This is a genomic window from Nonomuraea sp. NPDC050404 (assembly GCF_040655495.1).
GTDB lineage: Bacteria > Actinomycetota > Actinomycetes > Streptosporangiales > Streptosporangiaceae > Nonomuraea.
Genome location: NZ_JBFAKB010000002.1, coordinates 148,655 through 165,111 on the forward strand (window position 1 = coordinate 148,655; position 16,457 = coordinate 165,111).

Sequence of the window (16,457 nt, forward strand, 5' to 3'; positions counted from 1 at the left end):
CTGGCCCAAATAATCGGGAACTCCGAAGTGTCCATACATCTATTGATGTCGAGAAATCCTGACCTTACTGTTCGCATGGATCATGCGGTGGTGCGCATAACGACGCACCCGACGATTGGGGACACATGATCACTTCCACTTTCGCCCTCACACGCCTGGCAGCCGACGGGGCACGGCTGACCATCGACCTCCCGGTGGAGACGGGAACCCTGGAATGGCACGGCCACACCCGGATCGCGGCGCCGGGGCTCCTGCGGGCCTTCAGCCTCGCGCCGGCCGGTCACAGCAAGGCCGTTCCCACGCACATCTTCCCCGGCGGGCGGGCCGAGACGTTCCGCCGCCGTGGATACGACCTGCGGCTGTACGAGGCGGCCGACCGCTCCAACAGCTGCCTGATCTGGGCGGGGCCGTACCACGAGGCCACCACCTGGTTCAACGGGCCCGCGCCGCGCCAGTCGGTGCTCAACTCCCTCGCCGCCGCGATCGAGTTCGCCGACGGCCCCGAGGGCGCCAAGGTCACGCCTCGCCTCAAGGTAGGCACGCAGCAGTTCGGGACCTCGGTGTTCGGGATCAGCGACCGCGTCCTCATCATGGCCCTCGACGCGCGCACGGCCCGCGAGTCCCTGCCCGACTGGCAGGGCATGGCGAGGGGCGACGTCGAGGTCTGGAAGGACGCGCTGGCCCTCGACCCCGAGCAGAAGGCCGCGCTGACCGGCACGCCCTACGAGTGGCGCTACACCTTCGCCAGCCCGACCGCGGTCTTCACGGTCATGTTCCCCAAGGACGGGACCGAGGCGGCCGCGCTCAGGAACTCCCGGGACCAGGCCATGGTCGACGCCGTGCTCGGCGGCGTCCGGGTCGAGTGGGCCGCATGAGCCTGCCGCTCGCCCTGTCCCTGCTCTCCCTCCTCATCGCGATCTTCGCGGTCATCGCCGTGACCGCCGTGTACTCCAGGGTCAAGGCCCTGGAGCAGACCGCGCTGAACCCTGACAGTGACCGCCTGGCCGACGACGAGGTGAAGATGCCCGCCGCGCTGCTTCCCGGACCCGGGCGGCAGGCGACGCTGGCGATGCTCCTCGACGGCGGCTGCGCGATCTGCCACGGCGTCTGGGAGAGCCTGCAGGGCGCCGACCTGCCGGGCGTCCGGGTGGTCGGGGTGACCGGCGACCTCGCCGCGGCCTCCGCCTTCACCGAGGGCACCGTTCTGGCGGACCCGGACCTGTGGACGGCGCTGTACGAGGGATACGCGCCCAGCCTGACCATCATCGACGACGCGGGAGCCGTCCTCGACCGCCGCTTCGTGTACGGCGACACCGACATCCCAACTCTTCTCAGCGAACTTCTACCAACGGGGAGCAACCATGCGCTTTGAGTCGATTCCCGAAATGGGGCCCGCGCCGGAGGGGGCGCCGCGCAGCAGGGTCCGCGCCATGATCGCCGAAATGCCCGCCGGTCGCAGGACCCTGATGAAGGGCCTGGCGGTCACGGCCATGGCCGCCACCCTCGTCCCCCTGGACTGGGCGCTGTCGCGCCGCCGCGCCCTGGCCGGCCCGACGTCGGAGTACACCGCGGGCAACTGCGACCCGCCCTACGGCGACTACTCCCAGGGCCGCAACAACTGGTGGGGCGACGGCCGGGCCGTCTGCTTCGGCGGCTGGCGCATGGGCTCCTATCCGTGCAGCGGCGGCTTCCACTTCGAGGGCAGCCGCACGCACCGGCCCGGCTATTCCGACCAGGAGCGCTACACCAACGTCATCCGCACCACCACGTGCGCGGGCCGGAACGCCTGGCGCTGGTCGAACAACGCCTGGCGCTGCTCCGACGCCATGACCACGGTCACCTGGCGTGATGGCACCTACCACCGCGACCTGACCATCGCGATGTGCGGCGTATGAGTCAGCCGCTGCGCAGCCGGGTCCTTCATCCGCTGGTCGTGGCCGTGCCGATCGTACTCGGCTCGGCGCTGCCCCTGGCGGTGAAGGCCCCGGCGGCCCTCATGTTCCTCTGGGCGGGCCTCAACGCGGGCTACGCCAACTCGGGCAGCACTTGAAGCCACAACTCGGCCTTCCTGCTGAGCGCGTCGGTCTGGCGCGGTCGTGGCGCCCTCGCCGTCTATGGCGTGGGACTGTTGCTCGGGGCGTGGACGGTCGCGCTGGTCGCCGTGGTGCTCGGCGGCGTGGTGCAGGCTCTGGTCCCCGCATCCGTACGGCTTGGGTTGCTCGCGCTGCTCGCGGCGATCGTCGTCCTGCGTGAGTTCGGCCTGATCAACGTGCCGGTGCCGGAGAACGCGCGGCTGGTGCCCGAGCACGTGGTGCACAAGGGCCGGTTCGTGGGCGGCATCCAGTTCGGTTTCGAGATGGGCACGGGCATGCGCACGTACTCGCCGTCGGCCCAGCCTCACCTGGTGCTGCTGGCGATGTTGCTGGCCCTCCCCTGGTACGGCGCCGCCGCGGCGGCCACGGGCTTCGCGATCGCCCGCTGGGGCATGGCGGCGACGAGCATCGCGCACAGCGACGACGGCGCGTGGAGCGACCTGTGGCACGCCAACGCCAGGGTGCTGGCCGCGGCCACCGTCGTGGGGACGGTGACCGCGCTGACGTCCGGGCTGCTGATCTCCGGGCCGCTGTGGTGAGGCGGCTGGTCGTGATCGCCGACAGCTCCTGCGGGGGTTGTTCGGCGATCGCGGCCGAACTGGCGGGGATCCTCGCGGTGCCCGTGCTGGTCCGCTCCTGCCGGGACCCGCACCTGCCGGTGGAGTTCCCCGTCGTACGGGGAGAGCGTCCGTGTGCCAGGCCGCTGGCCGTGGAGGAGGACGAGAAGGGTTCGGCCCGGCTGCTCGGCGGCGTACCGTTGTGGTGGCGGGGCGCCAGGCTCGTCGCCCCCGGCCGGCGGGCGGCGGCGCTCCGGCTGGCCTGGACGCTCGCGGGGCTCAGGCTCCGTCACCTCCTGGGAACCTCGCCGGCCATCCGGCGGTAGGAGAAAACATGAGACGTCTCTTCGTGGTACTCACGGTGGCGCTGCTCCCTCTCGTGATCGCCTCTCCCGCCGCCGCCAAGCTGGTGGAGCGGGGCACGCTGACCGGTCCCGGCCTGTCGCGCCCCATCGAGATCAAGCCGGGGACCGCCGCCGACGACCGGCGGCTCAACACCGTGCGCACCGGCACCGCCGTCAACAACACGCTGCTCGAAGGGCTGCCCGACGTGTTCTCGGCCCGACGCCCCGACGGCGGCCTCGGGCCCCGCTACCGGATCGACTGGTACGAGCCCGGCGTCGATCTGCCGGTCGTCGTCCAGTACGTCTACCCGTACGCGGGCACGCGGCCGGTCGTCCACACGCCCGCGCAGAAGAACGTCGTGAGTCCCGGCTGGATGCGCGCCCCCGCGTACCTCAAGGGCACGCTCAGGGCGCTCGGGCTGCCCGCGAAGCCTCCGGCGCAGGCACGCCCCTCCTGCTCATGAGCGCCGAACCCGGGAGTCTCGTTCTTGAGCTCCGGGCCGGAGTGGCTGGGCCCCGGGCTGGACTGGCGTGGGCCGGCCCGGGGCGGGGGCGTGGTCCGGCCGGGGGGCGCCATTCCCGTCGGCCAGGCCGTACCCGCGGCCCTTTTCTTTCAGGGCCGAGTCCGAGCGGCAGGATTTGAACCTGCGGTGCTCCTGCTCCCAAGGCAGGCGGGCTGACCAAACTGCCCCACACTCGGTCACACGTATGAAGAAACCGCCCCGGAAGAATTCCGAGGCGGCTTTCCCGACAACCTGTAAATGGTTATCCGGAAAGCCATCGCCGCAGCTCGGACAGGCCGGCCGGCGGTCGTGAGATGCTCAGGTAACTCACTTCGCCGCCTTTCTGCTCGCTGCTGGACGATGTCCACGGTAAACCGGCGATCGAGGCCGGCGCCACTTGTTTAATGGCGCAGCGGGCTCCGGCAAATGAAACTGCTTCACTGCCGGACGCCCGCCCTTCGGGGGTACGCGCCGCGGATCAGGCGTTGCAGCCGCAACTGCAGCTACTGGCGCACGAACAGGATGATCCGTGTCCGCATGAGCAGTTCTTCTTGGTGTTTGCCGTCATACTGCATACATTGCGCGCGGCGACCGGCTTTGAACTCGCCGTGAGGGAACAATGCCCCGCCTTCACGGGGAGGTGGAGGGAACCTCTCAATCCTCTTCCCGCACCGGACCCCGATCTCTGGTCCAGCTCAGGTCCGCCCGGTCCTCCTGGGTGTCGACGCGGAAGCGGGGCAGGGAGTCGGGGTGGTTGTCCCTGACGTAGTTGACCAGGAACTCCCGTACGTCGCACTTGAGGTCCCACGAGGAGGGCGCGTCCGCGGCGCTCATCAGGGCCCGCAGCTCGACCAGGCCGTTCGGCAGCACCTCGGTGACCTGCAGCGTCCAGTCCTTCTGGTCCCACAGCGGGCTCTCCTGAAGGAACTCATACAGCGCCTCGCGGAGTTTGGGGACCGGTATCGACCAGTCGACCCGCAGGTGCACCACGGCGAGCACCCGGCTGCCGTGCCTGGTCCAGTTCTCGAACGGGTTCTGGGTGAAGTACGACACGGGCAGCACCAGCCGGCGTTCGTCCCACAACCGCAGCACCACGTACGTGAGCGTCAGCTCCTCGATGCGCCCCCACTCGTTCTCGACCACGACCACGTCGTCCAGCCGGAGCGCGTCGCTGAAGGCGAGCTGGAGCCCGGCGAGCATGTTGCCGATCGTGGGCTGGGCGGCGATGCCGACGATGGCGCCGGCGATCCCGGCCGAGGCGAGCAGTCCGGCGCCGAGCGCGCGCACCTGCGGGAAGGAGAAGAGCATCGCGCCGACCGCGATCACGATGATGATCGCGGCGGCGACGCGGCGGACCAGCGCGATCTGCGTCATGATGCGCCGCGCCCGCCGGTTGCGCTCCCCCTCGACCAGCACCAGCCGGTCCAGGATGACGTCCGTCAGCGCGTACGCGGCCTGCACGATCAGCCAGGTGACCGCGGCGATCGTGGCCAGGCCGAGCACCCGCTCGACCGTCCCGGCGGTGGCCTGATCACTTCCCGAGTCGCCGAACATGTCCGGCCCGAACGCCAGGTTGAAGGCCACCACGGCGGCCACCGAGAACGCCGGCCACGTGCAGTGCTCCACCAGGTGCCGCGCGAGCGCCCATTTGCGCCCCACCCGGTTGAGCACCCGCCGGGCCACTTCCACCAGGAGGATCGACCCGACCACCGAGATGACGAGGATCGGCCAGTCCGCCAGAGACCGCACGCTTAAGCCCCCAAAAACTTAGAACGTCTCTTCAGGGGTCCCATTGCCCCCAACCGCCACTCGGTAAGCCATTGTAGGAAACCGGCCCGGTGCCTAGTGGCCGTTGCCGCAGCTGACCCAGCAGGTCGTGTCCTCTTTGGCGGTGGGGAGCAGGCCGAGGTCCCGCAGCACGGCGCGGGTTCTGGCGATCTCGGTGTCCAGCCAGTTGGCGAAGTCGTCGCCGGAGAGCGGGATCGGCAACCAGCCGGCCGCCTGGCAGGCCGCCTCCCAGGCGCTGGAGCCGATCACCTCAGCGCACATCCGTACGGCCGAGTCGCGGCTCTCGTCGGACATGCCCGCGGGCCCGAACGCGCCCACCCAGTCGGCGAAGTCCACGCGTGCGCCGCATTCCAGCAGCGTGGGCACGTCCAGGTCGGGCACGCGCAGGGCCGAGGAGACCGCCAGCGCCCTGACCCGGCCGCGGCCGATGCCGGCGCGCCAGTCGCGCAGCGGGCCCGCGGCGGCGGCGGCCTTGCCCGCGAGCAGCGCGGTGACGGCCTCGCCGCTGCTGGGGTAGCCGCTGTAGTCGACCTGCCTGCCGTCCGCGCCCAGCGCCCTGGCGATCAGGCCGAACAGCAGGTGGTCGGGCTCGCCCTGCGGCCCGCCGGCCAGCGGCGTCTGGCCGGGGCGGGCGAGCAGCTGGGCGCCGAAGTCGTCGAAGTCGCGCAGGGGTGAGCCGTCCGGCACGACCACCACCTCGACCTCGCCGCTGAGCCTGGCCAGCGGGGTGGCGTCGTCGAGCAGGCTCTGGGCGTTGTTCAGCTCGGCGGCGGCCAGCGCGGGCAGGCCGGTCAGGGTGATCGCCGACCCGAAGCCCGCCGCCCGGCCGGCTTCCGGGCCGCCGCCGGCCATGAACCCGGCCGCGCGGGCCACTCCGGCGAACGCCCGCCCGGCCCTGGCCCAGCGGGGCCCGCCGGGATTGATCGAGAAACGGGTACGGAGCGCGTCCACACCCCCGCCGCCCGCGTGCTCGGTGCCGCAACCGGCGGCGCAGGCCGCAGCGCCGGCGGCCAGGCCCAGCCCCCAGACGAGGAACCGCCTCCTGGACGGCCCCCGCTCCCCATATCCCCGCATTACTCCAGGTTATTGCCCCATTACGGAGAGCTATACACCGGGGTCCCAGTCCGCCACCAATATCGCGATATTTCAGGGTTTCTTGCCGGTGCCGGCCATCAGGGACGATGGCAGCGACCAGTCGCCCACCAGTTTGGGCCGGTCGGGACGCCAGTCCGTGGCCTGTACGAGCCCCGGCGGCTCCAGCGGCCAGCCACCGAAGAACTCCCGGATCTGCCCCGGCGTCCGGTCGGTGCCCCCGCTGGCGGACGGGCCTCCGTAGAAGCCCCTGGCCCGCTCCTCATCCTCCAGGTGCCCCAGGGTCGTGGCATGCGAGATCACCAGGAACCCGCCGGGCGCCATCAGCTCGCGCAACCTGGCCACGGCCCCCTGCGGATCCGCCGAGTCGGGCAGGAAGTGCAGGATCGAGACCAGCAGCACTCCGATCGGCCGGTCGAGGTCCAGGAACTCACCGGCCCTGGTCAGTACGTTCACCGGGTCGAGCAGGTCGGCGTGGATGAACCGGGCCATGCCAGGCGAGCGCCGGAGCAGGATCGCGGCGTGCGCGGCGACCACCGGGTCGGAATCGACGTAGACGACCCTGGCCCGGGGCGCCACCTCGTGTGCGCTGCCCTGGGTGGGCAGGCCGCTGCCGAGGTCGAGGAACTGGTCGACCCCGGCTCGGGCGACGTAGCGTACGGCACGCTGCAGGAAGGCCCGGTTCGCGCGGGCCAGCGGGACCGCCTCCGGGATCAGCTCTGCGAGCTGGTCGATGGCCTGGCGGTCGACCGCGAAGTTGTCCTTCCCGCCGAGCATGTAGTCGTACATGCGTGCGGGATTGGGCCTGTGGTGGTCGAACTGCCGCACACTACCGAATTTATGTCGTACGCAGCCGAATAACACTACCCAGGCGATTATTCGACCGTAACGCTCTTGGCCAGATTGCGCGGCTTGTCCACATCGCGGCCCAGCGCCACGGCCGCGTGGTAGGCCAGCAGCTGCAACGGGATCGTCAGCAGGATCGGGTCGAGCTCGATCTCGTTCTTGGGGATCACGATCGAGTCGTCGGCCAGCTTGGGGCCGGGCTCGCGGTGGCCGACCATGAGCACCCGGCCGCCACGGGCGCGGATCTCGCCGAGCGTGGTGAGGTTCTTGTCCAGCAGCTCGTCGTCGGGCACGATCGCGACCGTCGGCATGTCGGGGCCGATCAGCGCGAGCGGGCCGTGCTTGAGCTCGCTGGCCGGGTACGCCTCCGCGTGCACGTAGGAGATCTCCTTGAGCTTCTGCGCCCCCTCGCGGGCCACCGGGTAACCCCGTACGCGCCCGACGAACATCATGCTCGGATGAGGGGCGTACTTCTTGGCCAGCTCCGCGATCTTGTCGCCCTGCTGGAGGATCTCCTCGATCTGGCCGGGCAGCCGGCGCAGGCCCTCCACGACGCGCCGCCCGTCGGCGGGCGACAGGTCGCGCACCCGGCCCAGGTGCAGCGCCAGCAGCGCGAACGCCGTCGAGGTCGAGGTGAACGCCTTGGTCGAGGCCACCGAGACCTCGGGGCCCGCGTGCAGGTAGATGCCGCCGTCCACCTCGCGGGCGATGGCGCTGCCCACCGCGTTGACGATGCCGATGACCCGGCCGCCCTTGCGCTTGAGCTCCTGCACGGCCGCGAGGGTGTCGTAGGTCTCCCCCGACTGGCTGATCGCGACGTAGAGCGTGTCGGGGTCCACGACGGGGTTGCGGTAGCGGAACTCGCTGGCGGGCTCGGCGTCGGACGGGATGCGCGCCAGCTCCTCGATGAGTTGCGCGCCGATCTGGCCCGAGTAGTACGCGGAACCGCACCCGATGATCTTCACCCGGCGGAAGCCGCGCGTCTCGCGGGCGTCCATGTTCAGGCCGCCGAGGTGGGCCACGTGGAAGCGCTCGTCGAGGCGGCCGCTCATCGTGCGGGTGATCGTCTCGGGCTGCTCGGAGATCTCCTTGAGCAGGTAGTGCTCATAACCGCCGGTGTCGTAGTGGCCGGCGTCCCAGTCGACGGTCAGCGGCTCCTTGGCCGTCTCGCGCGCGTCGCTGGCGAAGGTGTGGAAGCCGTCGGCCTTGAGCACGGCCAGCTCGCCGTCCTCCAGGTGCACGACCTGGCGCGTGTAGCGGACCAGCGCGGAGACGTCGGAGGCGGCGAACATCTCCTTCTCGCCGATGCCCAGCACGATCGGGCTGCCGTTGCGCGCCACGACCACCTCGCCGGGCCGCTGGGCGTCCACGACGGCGATGCCGTACGTGCCGACGACGCTCTTGAGCGTCTTCCTGACGGCCTCCTCCAGCGAGTCGTTCTCGTCGGCGGCGTGCGAGATCAGGTGCGCGAGCACCTCGGTGTCGGTCTCGGAGGCGAACGTCACGCCGTCGGCCTCCAGCTTGGCGCGCAGCTCGGCGGCGTTCTCGATGATGCCGTTGTGCACGACGGCGATGCGCTCGTCACCGGACAGGTGCGGGTGGGCGTTGACGTCGCTGGGCACGCCGTGCGTGGCCCACCGGGTGTGCCCGATGCCCAGGCCGCCCTTGAACCTGGCCGGCACGACCTTGGCCAGATCGGCGACCCGGCCCTTGACCTTGCGCACCTTCAGTCCCTTGTTGGACACCACGACCCCGGCCGAGTCATAGCCCCGGTACTCAAGCCGCTGCAGGCCCTCCAGCAGGATGGGCGCAGCGTCCCTGGGGCCGACATAGGCCACGATTCCGCACATCGAGGTCTCCTCTTATCCGTAGACGATCCTTCGTAGCTGCCTCAGGGACAGCTCTGGAGCCGCAACCCGGCGGCCCCGTAATTCGCCGGCGATCCGGGGGAAGATCTCGTCGTTGGTGAAGCCCCTGGACTTCAGCTCCCCGTGGCGCCGGCGGACGAACTCCTCGACGGGCTCGGAGAAGTAGGCCAGCACGTCGGCCACCACCCGGGCCGCCTCTCCTGGGCCGAGCGGGCTCGTCCTGGTGAGGTGGGCGATGAGATCTTCGTACGGATGCCGTGCCGTGGACACAGACGAGGACACTACGGCGCTGGAACGAGACACGCCAACATCCTGCCCGATATCGGGCAGGAAATGCGTCTAGAGCATGCCCGTACGGTCCCAGCCCTTGCCGAACCGCCACCAGGCGAAGGCTCCGGCCGCCAGTCCGAGCCCGATGAGCACCGCCGCCGGGCCGGCCGTACCCGCGAGATCGCCCTCGACCGCGGCCTGCAACATGGTCGTGGCCCAGTAGCCGGGCGAGGCCGGTGCGACGGCCTGCGCCCAGGCGGGCATGAGCGCGTACGGCACCAGCGCCCCGCCCAGCGCGCTGACCGACAGTGCCGCGATGTTGCACAGGGTGCTGAGCTCGCCCTGGCTGCGTACCACGCCGGCGATGGCCGTGCCCACGCCGAGCAGGGCGAAGCACCACGCGACCACGGCCAGCGCGAGCGGCCAGATCGGACCGGCGGGACGCATGCCGACCGCGAGCACCCCGTACACCAGCAGCGCGGCCTGCTGGATCACGAGCACGGCGAAGACGGGCAGGGCCTTGCCGATCATGATCTCGGGGATCCTGGCCCTGGTGGCGCGCAGGCGTTCCCAGGTGTGCCAGACGCGCTCGGTGAGGGTGGCGGTGGCTACGTCGGCCATCGACAACACCGAGAACATCACCAGCAGGCCGGTGACGGCCTGCGTGGCCTCGCCGAGCATGCCCTTGAAGATCAGCATCAGCACCATGGGCATGACGAGGTAGCTGACGAAGTGGGCCGGGTCGCGCCTGCGCAGCAGCGCGTTGTGCCCGGCCAGCACGGCGATGCGGCGCAACGACTCAGCACGCATGGTTCGCGTGGTCCGCATGATGGGACAACTCCCTGTAGAGGTCGTCGAGCGACGGCTGGCGGATGTCGACGCCGCGCACCGGGCGGCCGCGATCGTGCAGGTCGCGCAGCAGCGCGGCCAGGGTGGCGGTGGGATCGGTGGTGGGCACGGCGATCTCCTCGCCGCCGTCCACCGTGACCCTGACCTCCCCCGGCAGGTCTTTGAGCAACTCGGCGCCGGTGCCCCTGGCGATCACCCGGCCGTTCCTGGCGACGGCGATTGTGGCGCCCAGTTCGGTCAGCTCGGGCAGGTAGTGGGTGCAGTAGACGACGCTCGCGCCGCGATCCGCCCGCTTGCGCACGGCCCGCAGCAGCGCGGCGCGCGTCTCGGGGTCGGCGCCCGCCGTGGGCTCGTCGAGCAGCAGCACGCCGGGGTCGGGCAGGAGGGCGGTGGCGGCCTGTGTGCGGCGCTGCTGGCCGCCCGACAACACGCTCACCCGCCGGTCGAGCACCTCTTCGAGCGCCAGTTCCGCCGCCGTGGCCTCGATGGCGCGGGCCAGTACGCCGCCCCGCAGCCCGGCCAGGCCGCCGAAGAGCCGCAGCGTCTCGCGCACGGTGACGCTGGGGTAGAGCGCGAGCCGCTGCGGCGCCATCCCGACCTCTCCATCCACCCGTACGGACCCGGCGTCCGGCGCGATCAGCCCGGCGGCGACCTCGAAGAACGTCGTCTTTCCCGCGCCGTTGTGCCCGACCAGCCCCGCGATCTCGCCCGGCGACACCCGCAGGTCGAAGCTGTCCAGCGCGGTGACGTCGCCGTAGCGCTTGACCAGCCCGTCAGCGACCAGCATGACGATCACCCTCTTGGTCTACGGCGTAGACTGCTCTACACTGTAGACTGAGGCCGTGCGGAAGCTCAAGACCTCCCGTCAGCCGGAGATCCTCGACGCGGCGCTCGCCATCGCCGACGAGCGCGGGCTCGACGCCCTGTCCATGCGGGCCGTGGCGGAGCGCATCGGGGTGACGCCCATGGCCCTGTACGGCTACTTCCGCAACAAGGACGAACTGCTCGACGGCCTCGTGGGCCGCCTGCTCACCGGCCTGGCCCCCGCCGATCACGGGGCGACCTGGGAGGAGCGGCTGCGCGCCTTCGCGTGGGCGACCCGCCGGATGGCCGCCGAGCACCCCGCGGTCTTCCCACTGCTGCTCTTCCGCTCCTCGGTGACGCCGGACGGGGTGCGCGTGGTGGACCTGATCTACCAGGCGTTGCTCGACGCGGGGGTGCCGGAGGCGCAGGTGCCGCGGATCGAGCGGTTGGTCAGCACGTTCGTGCTCGGGTTCGCGGTCTCCGAGGTGAACGGGCGTTTCTCCGCGGCGTCGAACGAGTCGCGGGCGCATCGCGGCGGCCCGGACGCTCCCGCCCATCGGCGGCTGGCGGGGCATCTGGAGGTCGATGACTGGGATGCGGAGTTCGCTGCGGATCTAGCGGATCTCATGCGTATCATCCGACCCGTCTGACACATCCCATTCTGGGAATGGTTACGGTGAGTAGTCGAATCGTGACGTTCCTGAGGAGATGGTCATGCAGCTCTGGCTCGCCGCCGTCCTGGCCGCCGGCGTCCTCGCCGTACCCGCTACGGGTTACGGCGGCGCGGCTCCCGGGCGGCAGGCCGACTTCGCGGCGGCGGCGCGGGAGTACGGCGTGCCGGAGAGCGTGCTGCTCGGGGTGGCGTACCTGGAGTCGCGGTGGGACGCCAACGGGGGGCGGCCGAGCACGGCGGGCGGGTACGGGCCGATGCACCTGGTGGACGCCTTTCCCGAGGACGCGCGGACGCACGGCCACATCGGCGACGCCTCCGGCGACCCACGGGGGGACGATTCCCGTCCCATGTCCCGCTCGCTGTCCGAGGTGCTGTCGCGCTCGGCCCTGCGCACGTCGCAACCGCCGCCCCGGACGACCCTCGCCGAGGCCGGGCGGCTGGCCGGCGTGGAGCCCGCCCTGCTGCGGGCGGACCCGGCCGCGAACATCCGCGCCGGGGCCGCCCTCCTCGCCTCCTACCAGGAGCGGCCCAGCTCCGATCCCGCCGACTGGCACGCGGCCGTCGCCCGGTACGCGGGGACGGATGACGCGGCGGCCTCGCGGGCGTTCGCGGATGAGGTGTTCGCGGTGATGCGGGAGGGGGCGCAGCGCCGTACCGACGATGGCCATGTGGTACGACTCTTGCCCGTGCCGCCCCTGCCGATGGCCACGGCCGACGACGACGCCGAGCCCACCACCCAGGCCGACCCGGACGCCGAGCCCGCGTCGAACGAGCCGGCGGCCGACGACGACGCCCGGCCCACCACCGACGAACTGGTCACCGACGACGACGCCCCGCCCGTGGGCAACGAGCAGCTCGACACCGACACCCCACCCGCCTCGGAGGACAACCCCGCACCCACCTCGGAGGACAACCCCGCACAACAACCGCCCACATCCACCTCAACGTGGTCCCCCGGCACCGGCTACGGGCCGAAGGGGCAACCGGCGGGGCAGGCGGAATGCCCGTCCTCCCTCTCCTGTGAATGGATGCCCGCCGCCTACAAGCGCTTCGGCAAGAAGAAGGACCGCGACTACGGCAACCACGACCGCCTGGCCCGCAAGCGCTCGGTCGACTACCTCGTCATCCACGACACCGAGGGCTCCTACCAGGGCATCCCCTCCCTCGTCAGGAACCCCAAGTACGTGAGCTGGCACTACACGATCCGCTCCCGCGACGGACATGTCGCCCATCACGTGCCGACGAACGACATCGCCTGGCACGCGGGCAACTGGGACGTCAACACCCGTTCGATCGGCATCGAGCACGAGGGCTACCTGGCCAAGGGCGGCGCCTGGTACACCGAGGCGATGTACCGGTCGTCGGCCAGGCTGGTCAAGTTCCTGGCCGACAAGTACGACATCCCGCTCAACCGCGCCCATGTCATCGGCCACGACAACGTGCCGGGCACGAGCCCGCAGACGGTCGCGGGCATGCACGAGGACCCGGGCCCGTACTGGGACTGGGAGCACTATTTCGAGCTCATGGACCGGCCGTTCAAGGCGGCCAAGGACGGCGGTTCCATCATCATCCGCCCGTCCTACAACAAGCACCGCGCGTACTTCACCGGCTGCGTGACCACCAAGCCCACCGTGGCCTGCCCCTCGCACGGGGCCGCCACCGTGTGGCTGCGCACCGCGCCGAGCCCGACCGCCTCCCTGGTCACCGACCTGGGCAAACATCCCGGCAAGCCGAGCACGCACAGCGTGTACGACCACAGCGCCCGCGCTTCGACCGGCCAGCGCTACGCGGTCGCGGCCCGGCAGGGGGACTGGACGGCCATCTGGTACCTGGGGCAGAAGGCGTGGTTCCACAACCCGGCCGCGAACCCGACCGCCGTCCCGGCCAAGGGGCCCATGGTGACGCCGCTGTCGGGCAACGTGAAGGTGTACGGGCGGGCGTATCCGGAAAAATCCGCCTACAAAAGCGCGGCCTATCAGCCGCTGACCCCGCTCAAGTACAAGATCGCTCCGGGGCAGACGTACACGGTGGGTGACACGATCACCGGCTCCTACTACGCCGCCAACGCCTACTCCCCCGCCAAACATGTCACCACCACGGGAAAGACCCGTTATCACCAGATCCAGCTCGGCCACCGGGTGATGTTCGTGATGGCCAAGGACGTGCGCCTGATCGGCTGAATTTCACCCCACCGGACGCACCGTGCGCACGGGCACTCTTCGGAGGCGATATGGTTTTCCCGTGGCCCGGCACGCGTAGCCGGGAGTTCACGCGGAAGTGGCTCAGTGGTAGAGCATCACCTTGCCAAGGTGAGGGTCGCGGGTTCGAATCCCGTCTTCCGCTCGGAGCAAGACTCCTGGTGGAGTGGCCGAGAGGCGAGGCAGCGGCCTGCAAAGCCGTCTACACGGGTTCAAATCCCGTCTCCACCTCGACCGATCGGCGGACCCTCCGGGATCCGCTAAAGTAAAGACAACACCACGCGGAAGTGGCTCAGTGGTAGAGCATCACCTTGCCAAGGTGAGGGTCGCGGGTTCGAATCCCGTCTTCCGCTCTGAGTTTCCAACTCAATAATGGACGATTAGCTCAGCGGGAGAGCGCTTCCCTGACACGGAAGAGGTCACTGGTTCAATCCCAGTATCGTCCACCATGCTCCATAGCAGATCAGGTTTGACCTGGTTAAAGACAAGTCAAAGCCCCAGCTCACGGCCACAACCGCGAGTCTGGGGCTTCTTGTTATTTGTGGTTGATCACCCTACATGTCAGCACGGGCGCAGACATCGTGCCGACCCTCCGAGAGTCACTAGATCCCCAGGTCAGATCGTATGTGACCGGCACCTTGACTCTGCGCATCTCTAGCTGACTCTTAGGGTGCTCACGGCGTGGTCCAGGAGGGCGAAATCTCGTGCAAGACAACAGCAGCAGAGGCGATCTCTCGCTTACCTTCTACTGCAAGGACCCCGACTCCAAGGATGTCGAGGACTGCCCCAGCTTCTACCGCACGAGCGAGGGAAGCTGGATGGTGCAGGGCCTCCGCCATGGAGAGCGTGTGGCGGTCCAACTACGTGCGCTGAAGGACGACGAAACCTTCGTCGAGATCCCTGATGCGCTGGCCGAGCGGTTCGTGCGGATGTACGCCAAGGAGCGGTATGGAGTCGATCTCAGTCCAGAGGCGGGGTGCGCTGGCGCGGGCTAGCCGCGACACCTGCAAGCTGGAGCTTCACGACTACTACGGTGCCGATAAGGAGGATCTGAAGCTCTTTCTCGCGGCCGACCTCGATGCGGTGGCCGCCTCCTACCGGCAATGGGCCGATAAGGTCGAAGAGAAGGAGAGAGGCGGAAGGCATCTGCGCCGGGTGCGCTTGATATCCGAACCCCTGTCGGACTACCAGCGCATGTCCGTCCGCTACTCCGGCATGGCCGTCGATGCGGGAGAGGATCTGCGCTGGCTGCCCCGGCGGCTCGCTTCTGCCCTTGTCGTCCCGGCCAATGACATGTTCGTTCTGGACGGCAAGTTCGCGATGTTCAACGTCCTGGACGGCAACGGAGAACGAGCCGACATTCAGCTCACCGATGACCCAGCTATCGTTGCTCGCTGCCTGGAGGTCTTCGAGGTGGCTTACGCGGTGGCCATCCCCCACCGCGAGTACCACCCGGCCTGACGCACGTGCAGGACCAGTCAGCGGAGGCCCGGAAGGCGTTCGGGATCAGGCTTCGTAATCTACGCCTCGACGCAGGGCTGAACGCATCCTCAGACGCCAAGACGCCCGCCTCCTCCGACCACTGCCTCGCTGTCCGTCGAGTTGGCCGAACCACGCAGGTCCAACTCTGTGACCTGACCTGCCCCGAACGCCTGGCGCTGATGAGCGCCAAGTACTGGTGCGACTGGAAGTTCGAGGTCGGCCAAGGCTTGTTCCTGAACATGATGGCGACCAGATGACCATCCCGATCCACGACCGGGCGGTGTGCAAGACCGTTCAGCACGTCTTCACCTCCGCCTTGGCGTACGAGGTGTTCCAGAAGGCTGCGAAGGACGGGCGGTTCGACGGGCTCCGCCCGGTGGAGGCTGACCATAAATACGGCGCTTGGATCTGGGCCGGTGGGGTCATGGATGAGGCTCAGGTCAAGGCCCTGAACGAGGTCGCAGGCGCGCGTTGAGGGGCGTGGAGCGTCACTACGGCGACTTGCCCGCCATGACCGGAAACCACCTCCTACACACCGACCTGCACCCAGAGAACGTGCTGATCTCGGGGGATCGAGCTGTCCTGGTGGACTGGGCCTGGGCGTGCAAGGGAGCCGCCTGGGTGGAGCCCGCCATGCTGGCCTTCCGGCTGATGGTGGCCGGTCACCCCATCGATGGTGCGGAGGGCTGGGGGCGAGAACTGGCGACCTGGCAGGACGGAACCGTGCTGGACGAATTCGTGATCGCCAACTACCGATCCTGGCGACGGGCGGCAGATCATGATCCCCAGGATTGGAAGCTCCGTGCGGCTGACATGGCGCACCGGTGGTCCCTGCACAGGCACTTGCCTCCGCACTGAGGACCATTCTGATCCAGCGTGGCCGGGAGCCTGGTACGTCACCTGTTTCACGTACCGGCATGGACGGCATCCGTCTCCAGGTCGGCCCCGGCCACGATCCCCGTTCTCGAAGTTGTGCCGGAAGAGCAGGTACTTCGCCTCGGTGTTCAGGCCGGGCCGATCGGTGCTGAGCAGGGCCTGGGTGAGCAGGTCGGTCGGTTTCAGCCTGTGTCCCAGCCGGTCCAGAGGCGCC

The 16,457-nt window shown here is 69.5% G+C and carries 20 protein-coding genes and 5 tRNA genes; 17 read left to right on the forward strand and 8 right to left on the reverse strand.

Going from position 1 to position 16,457, the window contains the following annotated elements; translation table 11 throughout:
* The first annotated feature begins 125 nt into the window (after nucleotides 1-125).
* The 7 genes from AB0I81_RS05865 to AB0I81_RS05895 all read left to right on the forward strand — a co-directional run bounded on the left by AB0I81_RS05865 (nucleotide 126) and on the right by AB0I81_RS05895 (nucleotide 3,458).
* Complete coding sequence (locus AB0I81_RS05865) at nucleotides 126-875, forward strand: hypothetical protein (RefSeq protein WP_360650632.1); 750 nt, start codon at nucleotides 126-128, stop codon at nucleotides 873-875.
* Complete coding sequence (locus AB0I81_RS05870) at nucleotides 872-1,372, forward strand: hypothetical protein (protein WP_360650635.1); 501 nt, start codon at nucleotides 872-874, stop codon at nucleotides 1,370-1,372. Before AB0I81_RS05865 ends, AB0I81_RS05870 begins: the two co-directional genes overlap by 4 nt.
* The gene (locus AB0I81_RS05875; RefSeq protein WP_360650638.1) at nucleotides 1,362-1,895 is read left to right on the forward strand and encodes a hypothetical protein; all 534 of its coding nucleotides are present in this window, start codon (nucleotides 1,362-1,364) and stop codon (nucleotides 1,893-1,895) included. Before AB0I81_RS05870 ends, AB0I81_RS05875 begins: the two co-directional genes overlap by 11 nt.
* A complete protein-coding gene (locus AB0I81_RS05880; protein WP_360650640.1) occupies nucleotides 1,892-2,050 on the forward strand; it encodes a hypothetical protein in 159 nt (52 codons plus the stop codon). The genes AB0I81_RS05875 and AB0I81_RS05880 overlap by 4 nt, the downstream gene beginning before the upstream one ends.
* A 69-nt stretch (nucleotides 2,051-2,119) precedes the next feature.
* Nucleotides 2,120-2,632 (forward strand): hypothetical protein, encoded by a 513-nt coding sequence (locus AB0I81_RS05885; RefSeq protein WP_360650643.1) that lies wholly within the window; start codon nucleotides 2,120-2,122, stop codon nucleotides 2,630-2,632.
* 11 nt (nucleotides 2,633-2,643) lie between these two features.
* The gene (locus AB0I81_RS05890) at nucleotides 2,644-2,976 is read left to right on the forward strand and encodes a hypothetical protein (RefSeq protein ID WP_360650646.1); all 333 of its coding nucleotides are present in this window, start codon (nucleotides 2,644-2,646) and stop codon (nucleotides 2,974-2,976) included.
* A gap of 8 nt (nucleotides 2,977-2,984) precedes the next feature.
* Nucleotides 2,985-3,458: a hypothetical protein gene (locus tag AB0I81_RS05895; protein ID WP_360650649.1), complete on the forward strand. Its 474-nt coding sequence runs from the start codon at nucleotides 2,985-2,987 to the stop codon at nucleotides 3,456-3,458.
* A gap of 160 nt (nucleotides 3,459-3,618) precedes the next feature.
* On the opposite strand, the gene AB0I81_RS05900 is transcribed toward AB0I81_RS05895, so the two are convergent.
* The 8 genes from AB0I81_RS05900 to AB0I81_RS05935 form a co-directional block, all read right to left on the reverse strand.
* Nucleotides 3,619-3,694: transfer RNA gene (locus AB0I81_RS05900), tRNA-Pro, on the reverse strand.
* 457 nt (nucleotides 3,695-4,151) lie between these two features.
* On the reverse strand, nucleotides 4,152-5,246 hold the full coding sequence (locus AB0I81_RS05905; RefSeq protein ID WP_360650652.1) for a mechanosensitive ion channel domain-containing protein: 1,095 nt from the start codon (nucleotides 5,244-5,246) through the stop codon (nucleotides 4,152-4,154).
* A 93-nt stretch (nucleotides 5,247-5,339) separates the two neighbouring features.
* Complete coding sequence (locus AB0I81_RS05910; RefSeq protein ID WP_360650655.1) at nucleotides 5,340-6,359, reverse strand: tripartite tricarboxylate transporter substrate-binding protein; 1,020 nt, start codon at nucleotides 6,357-6,359, stop codon at nucleotides 5,340-5,342.
* Between the two features lie 72 nt (nucleotides 6,360-6,431).
* A complete protein-coding gene (locus AB0I81_RS05915; RefSeq protein ID WP_360650658.1) occupies nucleotides 6,432-7,205 on the reverse strand; it encodes an SAM-dependent methyltransferase in 774 nt (257 codons plus the stop codon).
* A 47-nt stretch (nucleotides 7,206-7,252) separates the two neighbouring features.
* Nucleotides 7,253-9,073 carry a glutamine--fructose-6-phosphate transaminase (isomerizing) gene (glmS, locus tag AB0I81_RS05920; RefSeq protein WP_360650661.1) on the reverse strand — a complete coding sequence of 607 codons (1,821 nt, stop codon included), beginning with the start codon at nucleotides 9,071-9,073 and terminating at the stop codon, nucleotides 7,253-7,255.
* 12 nt (nucleotides 9,074-9,085) lie between these two features.
* On the reverse strand, nucleotides 9,086-9,361 hold the full coding sequence (locus tag AB0I81_RS05925) for a hypothetical protein (RefSeq protein ID WP_360650664.1): 276 nt from the start codon (nucleotides 9,359-9,361) through the stop codon (nucleotides 9,086-9,088).
* A gap of 69 nt (nucleotides 9,362-9,430) precedes the next feature.
* Entirely contained in the window at nucleotides 9,431-10,189 is a 759-nt protein-coding gene (locus AB0I81_RS05930) for an ABC transporter permease (protein ID WP_360650667.1), read from the reverse strand.
* Nucleotides 10,161-10,997 (reverse strand): ABC transporter ATP-binding protein, encoded by an 837-nt coding sequence (locus tag AB0I81_RS05935; RefSeq protein WP_360650671.1) that lies wholly within the window; start codon nucleotides 10,995-10,997, stop codon nucleotides 10,161-10,163. The genes AB0I81_RS05930 and AB0I81_RS05935 overlap by 29 nt, the downstream gene beginning before the upstream one ends.
* 55 nt (nucleotides 10,998-11,052) lie before the next feature.
* On the opposite strand from AB0I81_RS05935, the gene AB0I81_RS05940 reads away from it, so the two are divergent.
* The 10 genes from AB0I81_RS05940 to AB0I81_RS05985 all read left to right on the forward strand — a co-directional run bounded on the left by AB0I81_RS05940 (nucleotide 11,053) and on the right by AB0I81_RS05985 (nucleotide 16,225).
* Nucleotides 11,053-11,664 carry a TetR/AcrR family transcriptional regulator gene (locus AB0I81_RS05940; protein ID WP_360650674.1) on the forward strand — a complete coding sequence of 204 codons (612 nt, stop codon included), beginning with the start codon at nucleotides 11,053-11,055 and terminating at the stop codon, nucleotides 11,662-11,664.
* 64 nt (nucleotides 11,665-11,728) lie between these two features.
* Entirely contained in the window at nucleotides 11,729-13,867 is a 2,139-nt protein-coding gene (locus AB0I81_RS05945; RefSeq protein WP_360650678.1) for an N-acetylmuramoyl-L-alanine amidase, read from the forward strand.
* 91 nt (nucleotides 13,868-13,958) lie between these two features.
* Nucleotides 13,959-14,030: transfer RNA gene (locus AB0I81_RS05950), tRNA-Gly, on the forward strand.
* A gap of 15 nt (nucleotides 14,031-14,045) precedes the next feature.
* Nucleotides 14,046-14,116: transfer RNA gene (locus AB0I81_RS05955), tRNA-Cys, on the forward strand.
* A 50-nt stretch (nucleotides 14,117-14,166) separates the two neighbouring features.
* Nucleotides 14,167-14,238, forward strand: a tRNA-Gly gene (locus tag AB0I81_RS05960).
* A gap of 21 nt (nucleotides 14,239-14,259) precedes the next feature.
* Nucleotides 14,260-14,334: transfer RNA gene (locus AB0I81_RS05965), tRNA-Val, on the forward strand.
* Between the two features lie 255 nt (nucleotides 14,335-14,589).
* Nucleotides 14,590-14,880, forward strand: a complete 291-nt coding sequence (locus AB0I81_RS05970; protein WP_360650681.1) for a hypothetical protein — start codon at nucleotides 14,590-14,592, stop codon at nucleotides 14,878-14,880.
* On the forward strand, nucleotides 14,834-15,346 hold the full coding sequence (locus AB0I81_RS05975) for a DUF6879 family protein (protein ID WP_360650684.1): 513 nt from the start codon (nucleotides 14,834-14,836) through the stop codon (nucleotides 15,344-15,346). Before AB0I81_RS05970 ends, AB0I81_RS05975 begins: the two co-directional genes overlap by 47 nt.
* A 274-nt stretch (nucleotides 15,347-15,620) precedes the next feature.
* Nucleotides 15,621-15,842, forward strand: a complete 222-nt coding sequence (locus tag AB0I81_RS05980) for a hypothetical protein (RefSeq protein WP_360650687.1) — start codon at nucleotides 15,621-15,623, stop codon at nucleotides 15,840-15,842.
* A 35-nt stretch (nucleotides 15,843-15,877) separates the two neighbouring features.
* Complete coding sequence (locus AB0I81_RS05985) at nucleotides 15,878-16,225, forward strand: phosphotransferase (protein ID WP_360650690.1); 348 nt, start codon at nucleotides 15,878-15,880, stop codon at nucleotides 16,223-16,225.
* The last annotated feature ends 232 nt before the right edge of the window (nucleotides 16,226-16,457 follow it).